This is a genomic window from Streptomyces sp. NBC_00370, assembly GCF_036084755.1.
Lineage (GTDB): Bacteria > Actinomycetota > Actinomycetes > Streptomycetales > Streptomycetaceae > Streptomyces.
The window spans coordinates 6,099,188-6,111,709 of the sequence record NZ_CP107968.1 but is presented as its reverse complement, the minus strand read 5'-3'; the positions used below and the strand labels follow the sequence as shown (position 1 = coordinate 6,111,709).

The window sequence follows — 12,522 nt, the reverse complement described above, 5'->3', positions numbered from 1 at the left end:
GCCCGGCCCGGTGCGTGAGTGGCCTTGTAGCGCTTACTTCTTCCTGGCGACCGTCTTCTTGGCCGTGGTGGTGCGCGCGGTGGCCTTCTTGGCCGGGGCCTTCTTGGCGACGGCCTTCTTGGCCGGAGCCGTCTTCTTGGCGGCGGCCTTCTTGGCCGTGCCGGTGGTCTTCTTGGCGGTCGAGGAGGCGGCGCTGGTCTTCTTGGCCGAGGTCTTCCTCGCCGAGCCCGTCTTCTTCGCCGCTGTCGTCTTGGCCGCCGACGTACGGGCGGTGGTGCCGCGCGCCGCGGTGGTCTTCTTGGCGGTGGCCTTCTTGGCCGCGGCCTTGGCGGTCGTACGGGTGGAAGAACCGCCCGAGAGGCTGCCCTTGGGGGCCTTCTTGACCGCCACGTCGTTCTTGGGGAGCTTCTTCGAGCCGCTGACCAGATCCTTGAAGCCCTGGCCCGCGCGGAAGCGCGGCACCGAGGTCTTCTTGACCCGTACGCGCTCACCCGTCTGCGGGTTGCGGGCGTACCTGGCCGGACGGTCGACCTTCTCGAACGAGCCGAATCCGGTCACCGAGACCCGGTCACCGGCGACAACCGCGCGGACCACCGCGTCGAGTACCGCGTCGACCGCGTCCGCGGCCTGCTGACGGCCGCCGACCTTGTCCGCAATCGCTTCTACGAGCTGCGCCTTGTTCACGTCTTCCCCTTCGGAGACATTGCCAGAACGAAAGTGTTCAAGCTTTTTCGCACGTTAGGCAGATATATACCGCAAATCAAACACGAAACGGGCTAATCACCCTAGTGCCGCAACGAAGTCGACCTGGTGGAGTTCCTCGGAGGTCAGTCACCTTCCGGAAATCGACCCTCGTCGAGGTCCTTCATCAATCGGTCCAGACGCCTTGCTGCATCCGGGAGATCGTGCTTCGCCGCAGCCGTGATGACCAGCAGTTTCCTGGAGAGCGCCGTGCGTACGCCCGCCGGGACTTGCAGGGTGCGCACCCTGATGTGCGCCTCTTTCAGTTGTTCGGCGACCAACCGGTAAAGCTTGAGTTGGCCGTCGGGTTCCATGCACCGATTGTGCCATCTGGGGCGAGTTGTCGCCCGACAGGGTCTCAACATGCAACTGCACCCCCTGCCGTGAGGCAGGGGGTGCAGGAGGGTAAAAGGCCTGATCAGACGGTAATTGTGCGGGGTTTGAAGGACGGTCGCGAGGCCTCGTAAGTCGCGATGTCAGCTTCGTTCTGAAGGGTGAGTCCGATGTCGTCGAGCCCGTTCAGCAACCGCCAGCGGGCGTTCTCGTCAAGGTCGAAATCAGCCGACAGTGCGGTCCCGTCGGGCGCCGTGGCCCGTACCTGGCGCGCCTCCAGGTCCACGGTGACCTCGGTCTTGGCGTCGCTCTCCACCAGCTGCCAGAGGGATTCGACCACGTCCTGGTCCAGAACGACCGTCAGCAGACCGTTCTTGAGGCTGTTGCCCCGGAAGATGTCGGCGAACCGCGACGAGATGACGGCCTTGAAGCCGTAGTTCTGCAGGGCCCACGCGGCGTGTTCGCGCGAGGATCCGGTGCCGAACTCCGGTCCGGCGACCAGCACGCTGGCACCCGCGTACCGCTGCTGGTTCAGCACGAACTCCGGGTCCTTGCGCCACGCCTCGAAGAGCCCGTCCTCGTAGCCGTCGCGGGTGACCTTCTTCAGCCAGTGGGCGGGGATGATCTGGTCGGTGTCGACGTTGCTGCGGCGCAGCGGTACGGCCCGGCCGGTGTGTGTCGTGAAGGCTTCCATGGTTATCGGGCTCCTGCGGGCGTGCGGTCTTCGGCGTCGGACAGGTCGGCGGGCGAGGCCAGATGGCCCAGCACGGCGGTGGCGGCGGCGACCTGCGGGGAGACCAGGTGCGTGCGGCCGCCCTTGCCCTGCCTGCCCTCGAAGTTGCGGTTGGAGGTGGACGCCGAGCGCTCACCGGGCGCCAGTTGGTCGGGGTTCATGCCCAGACACATCGAGCAGCCCGCGTGCCGCCATTCGGCCCCTGACCCGGTGAACACCTTGTCCAGGCCCTCGGCGACGGCCTGGAGGGCCACCCGTACCGATCCGGGAACCACCAGCATCCGTACGCCGTCGGCGACTTTGCGGCCTTCCAGGATGGCGGCGGCCGATCGCAGGTCCTCGATACGGCCGTTGGTGCAGGAGCCGACGAAGACGGTGTCGACCCTGATGTCGCGCAGCGCCTGACCCGCCGTCAACCCCATGTATTCCAGGGCCTTTTCGGCGGAGAGCCGCTCGGCGGCGTCCTCGTACGAAGCAGGGTCGGGGACGTGGGAGGAGAGCGGCGCGCCCTGGCCCGGGTTGGTGCCCCAGGTGACGAACGGGGCCAGTTCGGAGGCGTCGATGAACACCTCGGCGTCGAAGACCGCGTCGTCGTCCGTGCGCAGCGTCTTCCAGTACGCGACGGCCGCGTCCCAGTCCTCGGCCGCGGGTGCGTGGTCGCGGCCCTTGAGGTAGTCGAAGGTGGTCTCGTCGGGGGCGATCATCCCCGCACGGGCGCCGGCCTCGATCGACATGTTGCAAATGGTCATGCGGGCCTCCATCGAGAGTTTCTCGATGGCGGAACCCCGGTATTCGAGGATGTAGCCCTGGCCGCCGCCGGTGCCGATACGGGCGATGACGGCGAGGATCAGGTCCTTGGCCGTGACGTCCTCGGGCAGTTCGCCCTCGACGGTGATGGCCATGGTCCTGGGCCTGGCCAGCGGCAGGGTCTGGGTGGCGAGGACGTGCTCGACCTGGCTGGTGCCGATGCCGAACGCCAGCGCGCCGAAGGCGCCGTGGGTGGAGGTGTGGCTGTCGCCGCAGACCACGGTGGTGCCGGGCTGGGTCAGTCCCAGCTGCGGGCCCACGACGTGGACGACGCCCTGCTCGACGTCGCCCAGCGGGTGCAGCCGGACGCCGAAGTCGGCGCAGTTCTTGCGCAGCGTCTCCAGCTGGATCCGGGAGACCGGGTCGGCGATCGGCTTGTCGATGTCGAGGGTGGGGGTGTTGTGGTCCTCGGTCGCGATGGTGAGGTCGAGCCGCCGCACCGTCCGGCCGTTCTGCCGAAGGCCGTCGAAGGCCTGGGGGCTGGTCACCTCGTGCAGGAGATGCAGATCGATGAAGAGGAGGTCGGGCTCGCCCTCTGCGCGCCGGACGACATGGTCGTCCCAGACCTTCTCCGCGAGTGTCCTACCCATCGCTTTCCCTCCGGCCGGCTGCGTCGCCGGCATTCCTAGAGATGTGTGGGCCTACGTCCGTCCCCCCGCGAGCCGGACGCCGGCCGGTGACCCGTGGTCTCCGCGAGCCCGTACGTACAGGTTGGCAAGTTCACCGGAAAAAGGAACTTGCGTTTCACAGAGTGAGACGCGAGTATCGTTTCATGGACAACTCTAGCGGCGTCGGCGTTCTCGACAAGGCTGCTCTCGTACTGAGCGCCCTGGAGTCAGGGCCGGCCACCCTCGCCGGGCTGGTCGCTGCGACCGGGCTCGCACGGCCCACGGCGCACCGGCTCGCCGTGGCGCTGGAACACCACCGGATGGTGGCGCGGGACATGCAGGGCCGCTTCATTCTCGGCCCGCGGCTGGCGGAGCTGGCGGCGGCCGCGGGTGAGGACCGGCTGCTGGCGACGGCGGGCCCGGTGCTCACACATCTGCGGGACGTGACGGGCGAGAGCGCCCAGCTCTACCGCAGGCAGGGCGACATGCGGATCTGCGTGGCGGCAGCCGAGCGGCTCTCGGGACTGCGGGACACCGTCCCCGTCGGCTCCACGCTCACCATGAAGGCGGGCTCGTCGGCGCAGATCCTGATGGCCTGGGAGGAGCCCGAGCGGCTGCACCGCGGCCTGCAGGGCGCCCGCTTCACGGCGACGGCGCTCTCGGGCGTACGGCGCAGGGGCTGGGCCCAGTCCATCGGTGAGCGGGAGCCGGGCGTCGCCTCGGTCTCGGCGCCGGTGCGCGGCCCGTCGAACCGGGTGGTGGCCGCCGTCTCGGTGTCGGGTCCGATCGAGCGGCTGAGCCGGCACCCGGGCCGGATGCACGCCCAGGCCGTCATTGACGCGGCGGGCCGGCTGAGCGAGGCGCTGCGCCGGGGCGGCAGCTGAGAGGTGAGCGGCAGCCCGCCCTGTTCCGGGCCAACTCCCGGAACAGGGGCGGCGCTTCGGCGTCATGACATGCGAAAGGCCCTTCCCCTGCTGGGGAAGGGCCTGCTCGTATCTGTGGGTACCCCCGACCGGATTCGAACCGGCGCTACTGCCGTGAGAGGGCAGCGTGCTAGGCCGCTACACAACGGGGGCGAGGACCATGAGGTCCAGCTGGGCTACCAGGACTCGAACCTAGAACAACGGAACCAGAAACCGCCGTGTTGCCAATTACACCATAGCCCATGGTGGTAGTACCCCCGACCGGATTCGAACCGGCGCTACTGCCGTGAGAGGGCAGCGTGCTAGGCCGCTACACAACGGGGGCCCTGGCGATCCTGCGTCGACGCATCCGGGTGCGACCCGAAGGCGTCGGAGAGAAGGATCTGTACCCCCGACCGGATTCGAACCGGCGCTACTGCCGTGAGAGGGCAGCGTGCTAGGCCGCTACACAACGGGGGCGTTGCAGATACATCTGCAGCTGGGCTACCAGGACTCGAACCTAGACTAACGGAACCAGAAACCGTCGTGCTGCCAATTACACCATAGCCCACCAAAAATCAACCCCCTGGTGGGGGTTGGTTTGGCTTGCGTCTCCCGGCCGGACCTTTCGGCCTGCTCGGGCGACGCAGGAAGAACATTACCCGATGGCGGACAGCGCTCCAAAACGAGTATCGCCCCGCAGCAGGCCTGGCAGCTCGGCGAGATCGGCGATCCGCACAAGATCGGGACGGCCGCCGAGCCGCCCCCGGTCGAGCCAGATCCCCGCGAGTCCCGCGGCCACGGCGCCGCCGGCGTCGATGTCGGGTTCGTTGCCCACGTACGCCACTTCGGCGGGCGGCAGCGCGAGGGCGTCACAGGCCGCGTGGAAGGCGGCGGCAGCGGGCTTGGCCGCGCCGACCTCGGCCGCGCAGACCACGGCCTCGAAGTGGTCCCGCACACCGAGGACCCGCAGCTTGCGGTCCTGGACCGGGCTGCTGGAGTTGGACAGCACCGCCTGCCGGTAGTCGCCCGCGAGGCCGTCCAGGGCGGCGAGCGCGTCGGGGAAGAGCGTCCAGGCGGACTCGAAGTGGCCGAGGTACCGCCCGAACCAGGCGTCGGCCTCGGCGTCGGTCAGCTCGGCACCGAGGAAGACCCGCGTACGGTCCCTGCGCTGCCCCAGGTAGTCCGTCTCCCCCGCGGCGAACCGCAGCCAGTGCGCGTCGGTGATCTCGCGCCAACGGCCGAGGGCCTGGTCGACGGTGGCGAACCGGTCGATCAGGCCCTCGGCGGCGAGATGCCGCCGCATTCCGGCGCGGTCGGCGCCGGTGTAGTCGAACAGGGTGTCGTCGATGTCCCACAGGACGGCACGGATGGGCATGCCGCCCACGCTACCGACACCCGGCCGCCCCGGGCCGTATCGGCCCCGGGGTCATGGCCGTCAGGCCGTCAGCTTGGCCAGGGCCGCGTCGATGCGGGACAGCGTGCGCTCGCGGCCCAGGATTTCCAGGGACTCGAAGAGCGGCAGACCGACCGTGCGGCCGGTGACGGCCACCCGGACCGGGGCCTGGGCCTTGCCCAGTTTGAGGCCGTGTTCCTCGCCTGCCGCCAGGACCGCGTTCTTCAGGGCCTCGGCGTTCCACTCCGACTCCGCCACCTTCGCGCGGGCCGTGGTCAGCAGCGCCGCCGGGTCGCCCTTCATCGCCTTCGCCCAGGACGCCTCGTCCTCGACGGGCTCGTCCAGGAAGAGGAAGTCGACGTTGGCGGTGATGTCGGACAGCACGGTGACCCGGGTCTGGGCCAGCGGGGCGAGGGCCGCGAAGGCCTCGGCGTCGAAGGCCTCCGGCGCCCAGGGCGCGTAGGGGGCCTTCAGCCAGGGGCCGCAGGCCTCGGTGAAGGTCTTCACGTCCAGCTGCCTGATGTGGTCCGCGTTGATCGCCTCGGCCTTCTTCAGGTCGAAGCGGGCCGGGTTGGCGTTGACGTCCGCGATGTCGAACGCGGCGACCATCTCGTCCATCGAGAACAGGTCGCGGTCGGCCGAGAGCGACCAGCCCAGCAGCGAGAGGTAGTTGAGCAGCCCCTCGGGCAGGAAGCCGCGCTCGCGGTAGAGGTTCAGGGACGCCTGCGGGTCGCGCTTGGAGAGCTTCTTGTTGCCCTCGCCCATCACGTACGGCAGATGTCCGAACGCCGGGATCTCCTTGGCGACGCCCAGCTCGATCAGCGCCTTGTAGAGCGCGATCTGGCGCGGGGTCGAGGACAGCAGGTCCTCGCCGCGCAGCACGTGGGTGATCTCCATCAGCGCGTCGTCGATGGGGTTGACGAGCGTGTAGAGCGGGGCGCCGTTGGCCCGGACGATGCCGTAGTCCGGCACGTTGTCCGGGGTGAACGTCAGCTCGCCGCGCACCAGGTCGGTGAAGGTGATCGGCTCGTCGGGCATCCGGAAGCGGACGATGGAGCTGCGGCCCTGGGCCTCGTAGCCCTTCTTGCGCGCGTCGGTGAGGTCCCGGCAGTGCCCGTCGTACCCGGAGGGCCGGCCGGCCTTGCGCGCGGCGTCCCTGCGGGCCTCCAGCTCCTCGGGGGTGCAGTAGCAGTGGTACGCGTGTCCCGTGGCGAGCAGCTTCTCGGCGGTCTCGCGGTAGATGTCCATCCGCAGCGACTGCCGGTACGGCTCGTGGGGGCCGCCGACCTCGGGGCCCTCGTCCCAGTCGAGGCCGAGCCAGCGCAGCGAGTCGAGGAGCTGCGTGTACGACTCCTCGGAGTCGCGCGCCGCGTCGGTGTCCTCGATGCGCAGGACCAGCGTGCCGCCGGTGTGGCGGGCGTACGCCCAGTTGAACAGGGCGGTGCGGACCAGGCCCACATGGGGGTTGCCGGTCGGCGACGGACAGAAACGAACACGGACAGAACCGTTAGCCACGCTTGATCACCTTGTTGGTGAGAGTGCCGATGCCTTCGATGGTGACGGCGACCTCGTCGCCGACGGCGAGGGGACCGACCCCCGCGGGAGTGCCGGTGAGGATGACGTCTCCGGGGAGCAGCGTCATGGCCTCGGTGATGTGGACGATCAGGTCCTCGACGGAGCGGATCATCTCGCTCGTCCGGCCGAGCTGGCGCTGTTCGCCGTTGACGGTGCACTGGATCGTGACGTCGGAGGGGTCGAGCTCCGTCTCCACCCAGGGGCCCAGCGGGCACGAGGTGTCGAAGCCCTTGGCGCGCGCCCACTGCTTCTCGCGCTTCTGGGTGTCGCGAGCGGTGACGTCGTTGGCGCAGGTGTAGCCGAAGATGACGTCCTTGACGCGCTCGCGCGGCACCTCGCGGCACAGCCGTCCGATGACGACGGCCAGTTCGGCCTCGTAGTGCACGTCGCTGGAGAAGTTCGGGTACTCGATCGCGTCGCCCGAGCCGATCACCGATGTGGTGGGCTTGAAGAAGGTGATCGGCGCTTCGGGTACCTCGTTGCCGAGTTCCGCCGCGTGGTCCGCGTAGTTGCGGCCGACGGCCACGACCTTGTTCGGGAGCACGGGCGGCAGCAGCCGTACCTTGCTCAGCGGGACCTTGGTGCCCGAGAGCTCGAACTCGGTGTACGGAATGCCTCTGATGATGTCGAGGACGAGGCCGGCCTGATCGCCGCTGCCCCCGTCCTCGACCGCGCCGAAGGCGACATTGCCGTCGATGGAGAATCTGGCGATGCGCACGGGATGCTGTCGCCCCTCACTTCACTCGCTCGCTGGTCCGGAGACTGACGCTCCAGGCTAACGTGACGAGCGGTGACGGCAGCGCGTGTCACGGGCCGGCGGGGACCTACTCGACCGGCTGCGGCGCGACGGGCGCGTCCATCAGCTTCGTGCGGCGGGGGTTGGCGGTCCGGGTCGGCAGCGTGACGGGATGTTCGGGCTGCTCCGCGGGGCGCAGCTCCTCGGCGTCGGCGAGGTGTGCCAGGGTGGTGCGCCTGGGGTTGGCGGTGTTGCGGAACATCATCGTCGTCTTCATCTGTGGTGTCAGACCCTTGTCGCGTGGGGCGCCGGGGCGCCACTTGTCGGATGTGCCATCCCTGTAAAGCGTCAGGCTAAACATCCAATTCCCCCGCACGGACGGGATCCGGCAGCGATCTCCATGTGAGTTTGCTCACCAGTTGACGGGCATTTCGCCCATTCCCGACAGCCATCTACCACCAGGGAAACGGACAATGCATCACGGAACGTTGCATTCCGCTCCCGATCAACAGGTCTCAGACACCCCCCACCCGTAGTCGGGTCGCCGGGAATCGCCCCTTTCCTCCATGAACACTTTCTACTGCTCGTGACACGTCAATTACACCGTGTCATACAGGTCACAGCCCGGTACGCGGCCCTTGTTGGAGATCCTGCACTGTGCTGGAATTCCCCCCACCGCCGCGGGTTTGAAGCCGGCGCACAGGGGCGCAACGCAGCGCCGAGTGGTGGCGGGGAAGGGGAGTAGCGCCGGTCACTCACGACCACCATGGGGGGCGTTCCACGCCCCACAACGCCGACACCGTCCTGCCGTTCTGCGGCGGACGCCTGGTCCAGAGGTTGCGACGCTAGTGCAGGGACGTTCGAAGAGGGATAGCAGCGCTGCGGCGGAGCAGGAGCCCCGCAGCGGAATCGACCGCGGCTCCTCGCCCCAGCACACCCAGAACCCGGGTCCCGCACCCTCCGGCGAGAGTGGCGACCGCGCCGCTCGCCCGGGCGCGGCACCGGGCGGCGAAGGGGCCAAGCCGGCGCCCAAGCCCGCAGGTCCGAGCGACGCGGGCTCACGAATAGCCCTGCGCAACTGGCGCATCAGCACCCGTCTGGTGTCCCTGCTCGCCCTGCCGGTGGTCGCCGCCACCACCCTGGGTGGATTCCGCATCAACGACTCGCTCAACGACATCCAGCAGCTGGAGCACATGCAGCTGCTGACCAAGATGACGAAGGAAGCGACCAATCTCGCCACGCAGCTCCAGACGGAGCGCGACGAGTCCGCGGGGCCGCTCAGCAACGGCGTCAACTCGACCGACACCCGGATCAAGAACGAGCGCGTCCAGACCGACCGGGCGAAGAAGGCGTTCCTCGACGCCACCGTCGACATCGGCAACACCGACGGTGACGAGGCGCTGGAGAGCATCCGCTCGAACGTGGAGCAGATCGCCGCGCAGGTCAACCAGATCAACGACATCCGGCGGGACGCCTACCAGTCGAAGACGTCGCACTCGCTGACGGTCGACGCGTACGACGGACTGATCACCTCGCTGCTGAGCCTCTCGCAGGACATGGCGCAGGCGACCAGCAACCCGGACATGATCAAGCGGACCCGTGCGCTGGCGGCGTTCTCCTCCGCGAAGGAGTACGCGTCCATCCAGCGGGCCATCATCGCCGCCGCGCTCCCCGCCGACCCGAAGCAGCGCGGTGAGCTCAACGAGAACGACCGCCTCTACGGCCTCGCGGCGATGAACAAGGAGCGGAACTCGCTCACCACGTTCAGCTCGCTGTACGAGTCCATGGGCGGCGACGCCGAAGAGCTGATGGCGCCCCTGAACGGCCAGGGCAACCCGGAGATCCAGGCGTCCGAGAAGTACGCCGACCCGGTGCTCGGTTCGCGTGACGGGCTGGAGAACCAGGTCAACCGGTCGTACCTGGACTGGACCGACCAGGCGTCCACCCGCATCAACGCGATGAAGACCATCGAAGCCACGCTGCTCAACGAGATGGAGAGCAAGGCCCGGGAGCTGCGCAGCAGTTCGCAGCGCGACGCGATCATCAACGCCGCGCTGATCCTGCTGGTCCTCGGTGTCTCGCTGGTCGGCGCCTTCGTCGTGGCCCGGTCCATGATCCGCTCGCTGCGTCGGCTGCAGGACACCGCGACCCGGGTCGCCCAGGACCGGCTGCCCGAGCTCGTCAAGCAGCTCTCCGAGACCGACCCGCAGGACGTCGACACCTCCGTCGAGTCGGTCGGTGTGCACTCGCGGGACGAGATCGGCCAGGTGGCCGCGGCCTTCGACGACGTGCACCGCGAGGCGGTCCGACTGGCCGCCGAGCAGGCGCTGCTGCGAGGCAACGTCAACGCGATGTTCACCAACCTCTCGCGCCGCAGCCAGGGCCTGATCCAGCGTCAGCTCTCGCTCATCTCCGAACTGGAGTCGCGCGAGGCCGACCCCGACCAGCTCTCCTCGCTGTTCAAGCTCGACCACCTCGCGACCCGTATGCGCCGTAACGGTGAGAACCTGCTGGTCCTCGCCGGTGAGGAGCCGGGCCGCCGGTGGACCAGGCCCGTCCCGCTGGTCGACGTGCTCCGTGCCGCCGCCTCCGAGGTGGAGCAGTACGAGCGCATCGAACTCGCCGCGGTCCCGGCCACCGAGGTCGCCGGTCGCGTCGTCAACGACCTCGTGCACCTGCTCGCCGAGCTGCTGGAGAACGCGACGTCGTTCTCCTCGCCGCAGACGAAGGTCCGGGTCACCGGTCACGCGCTGCCCGACGGGCGGGTGCTCGTCGAGATCCACGACACCGGCATCGGCCTCTCCCCCGAGGACCTGGCGGCGATCAACGAACGGCTGGCCTCACCGCCCACCGTGGACGTCTCCGTCTCCCGCCGCATGGGTCTGTTCGTGGTCGGCCGGCTGTCCCTGCGCCACGGCATCAGGATCCAGCTCAGGCCCTCCGACTCCGGTGGTACGACCGCGCTGGTCATGCTGCCGGTCGACGTCGCGCACGGCGGCAAGAAGGCTCCGGCAGGCAAGGGGGGCGCCGCGGGACCCGCCGGCTCCGCCCAGCCGCCCGCCTCCCGGCTCACCGCAGGCCCCGGCGCCCAGCAGGGCGGCAGGGCGGGTCTCGGCGCAGGACCGGCGGGCGGCGGTCCCGGTGGCGGCTCAGCCGCTCCCGGACGGCTCCCCGCGGGTGCTCCGCGCGGCCAAGTCGGTGCCGGTACGGCGCCGCGCGCCGCGCTGCCGGCCCGTGGCGGACCGCAGAGCGGCGGCCCGTTCAACGGCGCTCCGCAGGCGGACCCGCAGGGCCAGGGCGCAGGTCAGGGCTCCGTGCCCAACGTCTTCGCCCAGAACGCGTTCGGCAGCGGCCAGGCGCCCGGCTCCGGCCAGCAGAACCAGGGCCAGCCGGGGCAGGGGCTGGGCCAGGCCTTCGGTAACAACGGCGCAGGGGGCCCCGGCGGCCCCGGCGGCCCCGGCGGCCCCGGCGCGCAGAACAACTTCGGCTCCAGGGGCCAGAGTCCCTTCCCCGGCCAGCAGAACCAGGGCCAGCAGGGCAACGCGCCCCTCGCCGACCGCGGCAGGCAGCTGCCGCCGCCCGGCGGACCGCGCGCCGAGCTGCCGGGCGGCAACCCCCGTCCGCAGCGCCCGCAGACGCCGCAGGCCACCACCTGGGGCGCCGACCAGCAGTCCGCACGGCAGCAGCCCGCGATGGACGCTCCCCGTGGCCACGAGGAGCACGACTCCGGTCAGTTCCCGCAGGCCGACCGGCAGGGACCCGCGGCCACGGCCGAGTTCCCGCGCCCGGACTTCAACGGACCCCGGCCGGACGCTCCCCGCGCCGGCGCTCAGGACCCCGCGTCCACCGAGCAGTTCGCCCGTCCGGACTTCAACGCCCCGCGGCCCGACTTCAGCGCGCAGCAGGACTTCGGCGCCCCGCGCGGCCCCGTCCAGGGCCAGCAGGGCGGTTACGCGCAGTCCGACTACCGCGCACCGGCCGACTACAACGCTCCGCAGGCTCCGGCACCGGACCAGCAGTACGGCAGGCAGCAGGACTTCCAGGCCCAGCGGCCGCAGGCGCCAGGTGCGCAGGGCGGCTACCAGGGGCCCGGACAGCGCCAGCCCGACGCGCTGCCGCCCGCCGGTCCCGGCGACGGCCGTACGCCGCTCTACGACACCCTGGAGACCAACTGGTTCCACGGTCCGCAGAGCACGCAGGGCGGCGAACGCCCGCCGGAGCAGCAGGCACCCGCGGCCCAGCAGCCGCAGGAGCCGACGCCGCCCCCGATGCCGCGGCGCGAGCCCGCGCGCGGGCCGGTCGGCAACGCTCCCGCCACCAACGGTTCCGGCTCCTTCAACCAGGGGTCGTCCACCGGCCCGGTCAGCAACGGTTCGGGGCTCACCTCCTCCTGGCGCACGTCACCCAACGACGAGCTGGTACGCCAGGCCGAGCGGGTCAGGAAGCCGGCGGCGGGCGGAATCACCACATCCGGTCTGCCCCGCCGGGTACCGCGTGCCAACCTGGTGCCCGGTACCGCGCAGGAACAGAACAACCAGGCCGGTCCGCAGGTGTCTCGTGCACCGGCGGACGTACGCGGCAGGCTGACCAATCTTCGCCGGGGTATCCAGCAAGGGCGGCAGGCCGGCAACACCGGCCCGTCGAACAACAGCTTCAACCTCGGCCCCTCTCACCAGCAGGAGCGTTAGTTG

The 12,522-nt window shown here is 69.8% G+C and carries 10 protein-coding genes and 5 tRNA genes; 2 read left to right on the top strand and 13 right to left on the bottom strand.

Features of this window, described 5'->3' with window-relative positions; all coding sequences use genetic code 11:
* Positions 1 to 33 precede the first annotated feature (33 nt).
* From OHS57_RS27370 to leuC, 4 genes are all read right to left on the bottom strand, one after another.
* Positions 34 to 684 carry an HU family DNA-binding protein gene (locus OHS57_RS27370; protein ID WP_041984014.1) on the bottom strand — a complete coding sequence of 217 codons (651 nt, stop codon included), beginning with the start codon at positions 682 to 684 and terminating at the stop codon, positions 34 to 36.
* A gap of 143 nt (positions 685 to 827) precedes the next feature.
* A complete protein-coding gene (locus OHS57_RS27365) occupies positions 828 to 1,055 on the bottom strand; it encodes a hypothetical protein (protein WP_078863397.1) in 228 nt (75 codons plus the stop codon).
* Positions 1,056 to 1,159: 104 nt separating this feature from the next.
* Entirely contained in the window at positions 1,160 to 1,768 is a 609-nt protein-coding gene (leuD, locus tag OHS57_RS27360; RefSeq protein ID WP_041984016.1) for a 3-isopropylmalate dehydratase small subunit, read from the bottom strand.
* 2 nt (positions 1,769 to 1,770) lie between these two features.
* The gene (gene leuC, locus OHS57_RS27355; protein ID WP_041984017.1) at positions 1,771 to 3,204 is read right to left on the bottom strand and encodes a 3-isopropylmalate dehydratase large subunit; all 1,434 of its coding nucleotides are present in this window, start codon (positions 3,202 to 3,204) and stop codon (positions 1,771 to 1,773) included.
* A gap of 182 nt (positions 3,205 to 3,386) precedes the next feature.
* Here leuC and ndgR point away from each other — a divergent pair, with 182 nt between their 5' ends.
* Positions 3,387 to 4,106, top strand: coding sequence for an IclR family transcriptional regulator NdgR (gene ndgR / locus OHS57_RS27350; protein ID WP_041995019.1), 720 nt, complete (start codon positions 3,387 to 3,389; stop codon positions 4,104 to 4,106).
* 119 nt (positions 4,107 to 4,225) lie between these two features.
* Here the strand turns inward: ndgR and OHS57_RS27345 are convergent.
* The 9 genes from OHS57_RS27345 to OHS57_RS27305 form a co-directional block, all read right to left on the bottom strand.
* Positions 4,226 to 4,298 (bottom strand) — tRNA-Glu (locus tag OHS57_RS27345).
* Positions 4,299 to 4,316: 18 nt separating this feature from the next.
* Positions 4,317 to 4,388: transfer RNA gene (locus OHS57_RS27340), tRNA-Gln, on the bottom strand.
* A gap of 9 nt (positions 4,389 to 4,397) precedes the next feature.
* Positions 4,398 to 4,470: transfer RNA gene (locus OHS57_RS27335), tRNA-Glu, on the bottom strand.
* Positions 4,471 to 4,531: 61 nt separating this feature from the next.
* Positions 4,532 to 4,604, bottom strand: a tRNA-Glu gene (locus OHS57_RS27330).
* Between the two features lie 19 nt (positions 4,605 to 4,623).
* A tRNA-Gln gene (locus tag OHS57_RS27325) sits at positions 4,624 to 4,695 on the bottom strand.
* Between the two features lie 87 nt (positions 4,696 to 4,782).
* The gene (locus OHS57_RS27320) at positions 4,783 to 5,502 is read right to left on the bottom strand and encodes an HAD family hydrolase (RefSeq protein ID WP_328583630.1); all 720 of its coding nucleotides are present in this window, start codon (positions 5,500 to 5,502) and stop codon (positions 4,783 to 4,785) included.
* Positions 5,503 to 5,562: 60 nt separating this feature from the next.
* A complete protein-coding gene (gltX, locus tag OHS57_RS27315) occupies positions 5,563 to 7,035 on the bottom strand; it encodes a glutamate--tRNA ligase (RefSeq protein ID WP_041984020.1) in 1,473 nt (490 codons plus the stop codon).
* Positions 7,028 to 7,813: a fumarylacetoacetate hydrolase family protein gene (locus OHS57_RS27310; RefSeq protein WP_328583629.1), complete on the bottom strand. Its 786-nt coding sequence runs from the start codon at positions 7,811 to 7,813 to the stop codon at positions 7,028 to 7,030. Before OHS57_RS27310 ends, gltX begins: the two co-directional genes overlap by 8 nt.
* Before the next feature lie 106 nt (positions 7,814 to 7,919).
* Positions 7,920 to 8,108, bottom strand: coding sequence for a hypothetical protein (locus OHS57_RS27305; RefSeq protein ID WP_041984023.1), 189 nt, complete (start codon positions 8,106 to 8,108; stop codon positions 7,920 to 7,922).
* A 571-nt stretch (positions 8,109 to 8,679) separates the two neighbouring features.
* On the opposite strand from OHS57_RS27305, the gene OHS57_RS27300 reads away from it, so the two are divergent.
* Positions 8,680 to 12,519, top strand: coding sequence for a sensor histidine kinase (locus OHS57_RS27300; RefSeq protein ID WP_328583628.1), 3,840 nt, complete (start codon positions 8,680 to 8,682; stop codon positions 12,517 to 12,519).
* Positions 12,520 to 12,522: the final 3 nt, after the last annotated feature.

What these genes read in the sequence shown, in the direction of transcription:
- OHS57_RS27365 (WP_078863397.1), bottom strand. Translation starts at nt 1,055, where the DNA reads ATGGAACCCGACGGCCAACTCAAGCTTTACCGGTTGGTCGCCGAACAA.
- leuD (WP_041984016.1), bottom strand. Translation starts at nt 1,768, where the DNA reads ATGGAAGCCTTCACGACACACACCGGCCGGGCCGTACCGCTGCGCCGC.
- leuC (WP_041984017.1), bottom strand. Translation starts at nt 3,204, where the DNA reads ATGGGTAGGACACTCGCGGAGAAGGTCTGGGACGACCATGTCGTCCGG.
- ndgR (WP_041995019.1), top strand. Translation starts at nt 3,387, where the DNA reads ATGGACAACTCTAGCGGCGTCGGCGTTCTCGACAAGGCTGCTCTCGTA.
- OHS57_RS27320 (WP_328583630.1), bottom strand. Translation starts at nt 5,502, where the DNA reads ATGCCCATCCGTGCCGTCCTGTGGGACATCGACGACACCCTGTTCGAC.
- OHS57_RS27305 (WP_041984023.1), bottom strand. Translation starts at nt 8,108, where the DNA reads ATGAAGACGACGATGATGTTCCGCAACACCGCCAACCCCAGGCGCACC.